The following is a 7,542-nucleotide window of genomic DNA, read 5'->3' on the forward strand; positions in this document are numbered from 1 at the left end:
GCATTGATCAGCGACGGGTCGGTGATGACGGAGACCGGCGCGTTGACCAGGTCGAAGATGGTGCCGAGGTTGACGGCAAACGGGTCCTGGCGCTGGCCGACGAAGACCTTGGCCGGCGTACTGCAGCCGGGGATGGTGATGGGGTAGACATGCTTGGCCGCATAGCTCGCATAGTCGGCGATGGTCTTCTTGCCGATGTTGTCGACCGGCTTGTCGAAGCTGGTCGCACCGCTGGTGGCATGGACCACCGCCTGGGCCGTGCCGCTGCGGCGGTCGCCGCGCACCACGGTCAGCGTGTAGCTCTCGTTGACCTGCAGGTTGGCGTCCTTGACGTTGGCCACCGCGCCCGACTGGATCAACGGGATGCCGACCATCTTGCCGCCGACGCTTAAAGACGTGCCGGCACCGCTGTTGGACAGCGTGTTCTTGAAGCGGAACTGGAAGGTCAGGTGTTCCTTGGCATCGCCAACGTTGTCGACGTGGATCTCGTAGAGCGCATTCGGGTCCATCGAGAAATAGTTCGGGCCGCCATAGCCGTCCTGCAGCGGCTGGTAGTTGGCGATCAGCGTCACGTAGCCGGCACGGCCGGTCTCGTAGCTGTTGAACATGTAGAAGTCCGTCGCGTCGACCTTGGGCACGGTCGTGATGAAGGGCGCTTCGCGGTGGCTGGAAGCCTGAGCGCCTGCGGCCAGGCAGAACAGCGCTGCGCCCACGGCGCTGCGGGTGAGACGAGCTTTCATCGGGGGCATCCTGTATGGCAATGCCGTCTTGGCATCTGAGCGCTGTTACGCGCTCCAGCGCTCTAMGGATTCACCCGATGYGACGAATCGCCCTCCATTCCCCTAACAACACAATGGCGACCCTCATCAGGAGAGCCCCATGCCCCGCTTCCGTCTCGCCGCGCTCGCTGCGGTCCTGTGCGCCACGAGCGCCTGGGCCGGCACCAGCGGCTTCTATCGCCAGCCCACACTGCGTGGCGATGCCGTCTATCTCGTCGCCGAGGGCGACCTCTGGCGCGTCGGCACGCAGGGCGGCGAAGCCCAGCGGCTGACCACGCACAACGGCCAGGAGACCCAGCCCGCCGTGTCGCCCGATGGGCAATGGCTGGCCTTCACGGCGCAGTACGACGGCGGCACCGAGATCTACCTGATGCCGGTGGCCGGCGGCCCGCCGAAGCGCCTGACCTGGGAAGGCGGCGGCATGCGCGTCTGGGGCTTCACGGCCGCCGGCGAAGTCCTCTACACCGGCTTGGACGCCCGTCCCGGCAGTCAGCTTTTCGCCATCGACGTGAAGACTGGCCAGCGCCGCCAGCTGCCCGTCGGCCAGGCCAGCGACGCCGCGCTGAGCGCCGATGGCAAGACGCTCTATTTCACGCGCAGCGGCCTGCGCAGCGACAACGCCCGACAGTACCGCGGCGGCGCCATCGCGCGGCTGTGGTCGCTGGACTTGACGGACAAGGCCGAAGCAAAACCGCTGATCGCCGAGGGCAACAACGATCGCCGTCCCCTGCCCTACCGCGTCGGTGGCGCGGAGCGCGTCGCCTTCCTGTCGGACCGCGAAGGCACGGTCAACATCTGGTCGGTCAATGCCCAAGGCGGTGACATGCGCCAGCACACCACGCACAAGGGCTGGGACATCCGCCACGCATCCGTCGACGGCAGCCGTGTCGTCTATGCAGTGGGCGCGGACCTCTACCTCGTCGACCTCGCGCAGAGCGCGGGCGCGAAGAAGCTCGACATCAGCCTGGGCGGCGACTTCGACCAGCAGCGCGAGCGCTGGATCAAGAAGCCGCAGGACTTCCTGACCGACACATCCTTCGCCCCCAATGGCGAGCGCGTGCTGCTGGCCGCGCGCGGTCACCTCGCGACGCAGGGCGTGCAGCAGCTGCGCCGCGCTGAGCTGCCGCTGCCGGCCGACGGCAGCTGCAAGAAGGGTGAATTCAGCAGCGACAACAAGAGCGTCTTCGCCGTCTGCGACTTCAGCGGCGAGACCGAGATCTGGCGCTTCGCGGCCAATGGCACGGGTCAACCCGAACGCATCACCAGCGGCGCAACGACGCAGCGCCGCGACCTGCTCCCTTCGCCCGACGGCCGCTGGCTGGCGCATACCGACAAGGAAGGCGGCATCTGGCTGACCGACCTGAAGGCCAAGACAACACGCGAGATCGCTCGCAGCGCCCTTGGCGACGCGCCGCAGCTGCAGGGCTGGAGTCCCGATGGCCAGGCCCTGGCCTGGACGCTGTCGCTGCGCCATGCCGACCGCAGCCAGCTGCAGCTCTACAGCACGGCCGATGGCCGCACCCACACGCTGACCAGCGACCGCTACGACAGCGACAGCGCCACCTTCAGCCCGGACGGGCAATGGCTGTACTTCGCGTCCAACCGCAACTTCGCGACGACGGGCAATGGCAGCACATGGGGCGACCGCAACACCGGGCCGTTCTTCGGCTTTCGCGCCAAGCTCTACGCGCTGGCCCTGCAGCCGGGCCTGCGCTCGCCGTTCGCGGCCAAGGACGAGCTGGAGTCGGTCACCGAGAAGAAGGCCGACGAGCAGCGCGCCGAGGACAAGAAGGCCACCGACAAGGAGCCGACCGAGCGCAAGCCTGATCCAAAGGACGACAAGAAGCCAGCCGCCGAGAAGAAGGGCAAGCCCGCCATCGTTTTCGAAGGCCTGGCCGAGCGCCTCCACGAGCTGCCCGTGACCGCCGGCAGCTACCGCGCGCTGCGCGCGGATGGCAAGCGCCTGTGGTTCCTGGATCGTGATCTGGACGGAAAAAGCCAGCTCAAGTCGGTTGGCATCGACAACCAGGGCGGCCCGGCCGAGATCCTGGCCAGCGACGTGCGCAACTACGACATCAGCGCCGACGGCAAGAAGCTGATGCTGGTGCGCAACCAGCCCGCGGGTGCGGCGCCGGAAATCCTCGTCGTCGACGCGGCGCCCAAGCTGCCGGCTGAACTCGCCAAGCTGCAAGTGCGCTGGACCGACTGGCAGATCGCCACGCAGCCGCGCGCCGAGTGGAAGCAGATGTTCGCCGACGCCTGGCGCCTGCACCGCGACCACTTCTACGACGTCAAGATGCACGGCGTGGACTGGGTGGCGGTGCGCGCCAAATACGAGCCACTGGTGGACCGGGTGACCGACCGCTTCGAGCTCGCCGAGCTGATGGCGCAGATGGTCAGCGAACTGGGCGCCCTGCACAGCCAGATCGGCGCCGGCGACACGCGGCTCGCGCCCGACGAGCCTGGCCTCGCGGGCCTCGGTGGGCGCTTCTCGCGCGCACCGGAGGGCTGGCGCATCGATGCGATCTATGCGCATGAGCAGGAGTTGCCATCCGAGGCACCGCCGCTGGCCGCGCCCGGTCTCAACCTGCAAGTGGGTGACGTCATCACGACCGTCAATGGCCGCCCCAGCGCCAGCGCGCCGCACATCCTGGAGCTGCTGCGCGGCCAGGCCGGCCGCCAGGTGCTGCTGGAGGTGAAACAGGCCAGCGGCAAGACGGTGCAGCGCATCGTCACGCCGGTGGCGCAGACGCGCGAAAACCAGCTGCGCTACAACGACTGGCGCGTCAGCCGCGCCCGCGCCGTGGAGCAGTCGGCCCAGGGCCGCATCGGCTACGTGCATCTGCGCGCGATGGGCGCGGCCGACATCGCCGATTTCGTGCGCGAGTTCTACGCTGCCAGCGACCGCGACGGCCTCATCATCGACGTGCGCTACAACAATGGCGGCAACATCGACAGCTGGATCCTGGAAAAGCTGCTGCGCCGCGCCTGGGCCTTCTGGCAACCGCGCTCGCCAGGCGGCGCACCGGTCTACGCCAACATGCAGAACGTCTACCGCGGCCACACGGTGGTGTTGATGAACGAAGACACCTACAGCGACGGCGAGACCTTCGCCGAGGGCTTCAAGCGCCTCAAGCTGGGCCCCGTCATTGGCAAGCGCAGCTCGGGGGCGGGCGTGTGGCTGTCGGACCAGAACCGCCTGATCGACAACGGCATCATGCGGGCCGCCGAGACGGGGCAGATCGACGCCGAGGGCCGCTTCCTGATCGAGGGCATCGGCGTGACGCCGGACATCGAGGTCGACAACCCGCCGCGCGCAACGGCCATGGGCCAGGACGCGCAGCTGGATGCGGCGCTGGCCGATCTGAAGCGCCGGATTGCCGAGCAGCCGGTCCAGGTGGTGAAGCCGGGACCGTATCTGCGGCCGGTCAAGCCGTGAAAGCAAAGGGAGGCCGCGGCCTCCCTTTTTCATGGGCTTGAGAGATCAAGCGGCGCGGACGAAGCGATGCACCGCCGTGGCCCGGGCCGCGAAGGCACCGCTGAACAGACCCAGGATCGCGCTCACCGCGGCGATGAACCAGAGCTCCTGCAGCACATGGGCGCCCATGCCGTTGGCGAAGCCCAGGCCGAACTTGGTCATGAAGATGCCGAGCATCAGGCCCAGCGGCACCCAGCTGCCGGGCATGCGCACGGCGGCGCCTTCCTTGGCCAGGCCGCGCGGTGCAAACAGCGGGCCACCGATGAAGACGGCAGCTGCAAAGGCCGTCGCCCAGGCCAGCACGGGAACCATGTGTGCGCCGAAGGCCGTCGTGACGCCATACAGCGACAGGGCCARCATGGCCAGGGCGACCTTGGCGAGCATGCCGGGCTGGACGACACGGTCACGCGACTGGCGGTAGCCCAGCATGACGAGGCCGGCCAGGACGGCGAAGGGCCAGAAGGGGATGGAAGAAGCAGTCATTGGCGGCATCCGGTGGGTGTTGCGATGCCTGGACTGTGCGGATGCCTCGCCCTTGGGGCCAACGGCTTGCGACGAATGGACAGCGCGCGGCGGGAATCGCCAGCGAACGGTGGCGAACGGCCGCCCGCCGGGCGCTCAGCTCAGCACGACCCGCGCGAACTTGCGCTTGCCCACCTGCAGCACATGCTCGCCGGCGTCAAGCTTCAGCCCCTTGTCGGCGATGACTTCGCCGGCCCGGCGCACGCCGCCCTGCTCGACCATGCGCAGGCCTTCGCCTGTCGATGCGACAAGGCCGGCCCCCTTCAACACCTGGGCGATGCCCATGGGCGCGCCGCTCAACTGAACTTCAGGAATCTCGTCAGGAATGCCACCGCGGGCGCGATTGTTGAAGTCGGCTTCGGCCGCGTCCGCCGCCGCCGCGCTGTGGAAGCGCGCCGTGATCTCCTTGGCCAGCATGACCTTGGCGTCCTTCGGGTTGCGGCCACCCTCGACCTCGGCCTTCAGCGCGGCGATCTCGGCCAGGGACTTGAAGGACAGCAGCTCGAACCACTTCCACATCTGTACGTCGCTGATCGACAGGATCTTGGCGAACATCGTGTTCGGCGCTTCCGTGATGCCGATGTAGTTGTTCTTGGACTTGGACATCTTCTCGACGCCGTCCAGCCCCTCCAGCAGCGGCATGGTCAGGATGCACTGCGGCTCCTGGCCGTATTCCTGCTGCAGGTGGCGGCCCATCAGCAGGTTGAACTTCTGGTCGGTGCCGCCCAGCTCCAGGTCGCTCTTCAGCGCCACCGAGTCATAGCCCTGCATCAGCGGGTAGAGGAACTCGTGCACCGAGATCGGCGTCTGGGCCGCGAAGCGCTTGGTGAAGTCGTCGCGCTCCATCATGCGGGCGACCGTGTACTTGCTCGCCAGCTGGATCATGCCGGCCGCGCCCAGCGGCTCGCTCCACTCGGAGTTGTAGCGAATCTCGGTGCGCGCCGGGTCCAGCACCAGCCTGGCCTGGGCGTAATAGGTCTCGGCGTTGGCCTGGATCTGTTCCTTGGTCAGCGGCGGACGAGTGGCGTTGCGGCCGGACGGATCGCCAATCAGCGAGGTGAAGTCGCCGATCAGGAAGATGACCTGGTGACCCAGGTCCTGCAATTGGCGCATCTTGTTCAAGACAACCGTGTGACCGACGTGGATGTCGGGCGCCGTCGGGTCCAGGCCCAGCTTGATACGCAGCGGCACACCGGTGGCGGCGGAGCGGGCCAGCTTCTTCGTCCACTCGGCCTCCGGCAGCAACTCGTCCACGCCGCGGCGCGTGACGGCCAGGGCTTCGAGGACAGCATCGGTGATGGGGAATTGCGGAGCGTCGGACATGGCGCATCGGCGCCCGGCAGCAAGCCGGGCGAAACGTTAAGTTATTGATCCATCGGGGTTAACCGGCATGCCAGGTAGGACAAAGCCGTTAGAATTCACCCTTCGTTTGGGGGTGTTGTTTCAACACAACCAATCCAGGGATTTTAAGGGCCGCCCACGAGCGGCCTCAGCGCTGAACCGGCTCGGCCGGGATTGCCCCAGCGACAACCCCGGGAATACCGAGAGTGACAGCGAGAGTGACTGTTAAGAACCGCCTGAAGCAAGTCCAAGCCAGCCTGCAGCATGCCGAGGCCTTTGCCGCCCGGCATCCGCGTGCGCTGACGGCCACCGTCGTCGGCCTGCTGAGTTGCTTCGCCGTGACYGCCTTCGGCATCGCGCCGCTGGCCCCTGACGCCGCCGAGCTTCCCAAGCGCACGTTGGTCGAGACCCTGGCCACGCCCGATGTGGAGAGTCAGCTCGAGGAGCTGGCCACGCACGCCGTCGGCCTGACCCGCGCCGAAGCCACCCGCTCCAGCGATACCCCTGACAGCCTGCTCAAGCGTGCCGGCGCCTTCGACCCGGCCGCCGCGGCCTTCCTGCGCACTGACCCGCTGGGCCGGCGCGTGCTGCAGGGCCGCGCCGGCAAGATGGTCCACCTGACAGCCGACGCCTCCGGCCAGGTGCAGAAGATCGTCATGCGCTTCCCGGCCGAAAAGGTCGAGCAGCAAGCAAGTCATTTCACCCGGTTGACGATCGAGCGCGTCGGCGGCCGCTTCACCGCCCGCACCGAAACGGCACCGCTGCAGGCCCAGGTGGCCTTGGGCAGCGGCACCATCCGCACCTCGCTGTTCGCCGCTACCGACGACGCCAACATCCCCGACGCCATCGCTTCGCAGATGGCCGACATGTTCTCGGGCGACATCGACTTCCACCGCGAGCTGCGCAAGGGCGACCGCTTCAGCATCGTCTACGAGACGCTGACCGCCGACGGCGAGCCGGTCCCGTGGGACGGCGGCGTGGGTCGACTGCTGGCCGGCGAGTTCACGAACAACGGCCGCACCTACTCGGCCGTCTATTTCAAGGACAACGCCACCGGCAAGAGCAGCTTCTTCGGCTTTGACGGTACGAGCAAGCGTCGCGCCTTCCTGGCCAGCCCGATGGAGTTCTCGCGCATCACCAGCGGCTTCGCGATGCGCTTCCATCCCATCATGCAGACTTGGCGCCAGCACAACGGTGTCGACTACGGTGCGCCGACCGGCACGGCCGTGCGGTCGGTGGGCGATGGCACGGTCGAAATGGCCGGCTGGCAGAACGGCTTTGGCAATGTCGTGCAGGTGCGCCACGCCGGCGACCGCAGCACGGTCTACGCGCACCTGAGCCGCATTGACGTCAAGAAGGGCCAGCGCATCGAACAGGGCATGAAGCTCGGTGCCGTCGGCTCGACCGGCTGGGCCACCGGCC

General features: G+C 67.5%; 5 protein-coding genes. 2 read left to right on the top strand and 3 right to left on the bottom strand.

The window, feature by feature from the left end:
* Positions 1-740 (bottom strand): DUF4331 domain-containing protein (locus tag AC1DU6_RS14400; protein WP_477857881.1); only part of this gene is annotated, 740 nt, incomplete at its 3' end.
* Positions 741-879: 139 nt separating this feature from the next.
* Here AC1DU6_RS14400 and AC1DU6_RS14405 point away from each other — a divergent pair.
* On the top strand, positions 880-4,218 hold the full coding sequence (locus AC1DU6_RS14405; protein WP_477857882.1) for a S41 family peptidase: 3,339 nt from the start codon (positions 880-882) through the stop codon (positions 4,216-4,218).
* A 45-nt stretch (positions 4,219-4,263) separates the two neighbouring features.
* Here the strand turns inward: AC1DU6_RS14405 and AC1DU6_RS14410 are convergent, their stop codons facing one another.
* Together AC1DU6_RS14410 and tyrS are read right to left on the bottom strand one after the other, a co-directional pair.
* Positions 4,264-4,740 carry a DUF6622 family protein gene (locus tag AC1DU6_RS14410; RefSeq protein WP_056203177.1) on the bottom strand — a complete coding sequence of 159 codons (477 nt, stop codon included), beginning with the start codon at positions 4,738-4,740 and terminating at the stop codon, positions 4,264-4,266.
* 135 nt (positions 4,741-4,875) lie between these two features.
* Positions 4,876-6,102 (bottom strand): tyrosine--tRNA ligase, encoded by a 1,227-nt coding sequence (gene tyrS, locus AC1DU6_RS14415; RefSeq protein ID WP_056203175.1) that lies wholly within the window; start codon positions 6,100-6,102, stop codon positions 4,876-4,878.
* Positions 6,103-6,338: 236 nt separating this feature from the next.
* Here tyrS and AC1DU6_RS14420 point away from each other — a divergent pair.
* Positions 6,339-7,542, top strand: a 1,204-nt coding sequence (locus AC1DU6_RS14420) for a peptidoglycan DD-metalloendopeptidase family protein (RefSeq protein ID WP_477857884.1), incomplete at its 3' end; no start/stop codon positions are given.

This window comes from Roseateles sp. P5_B10 (genome assembly GCF_056400485.1).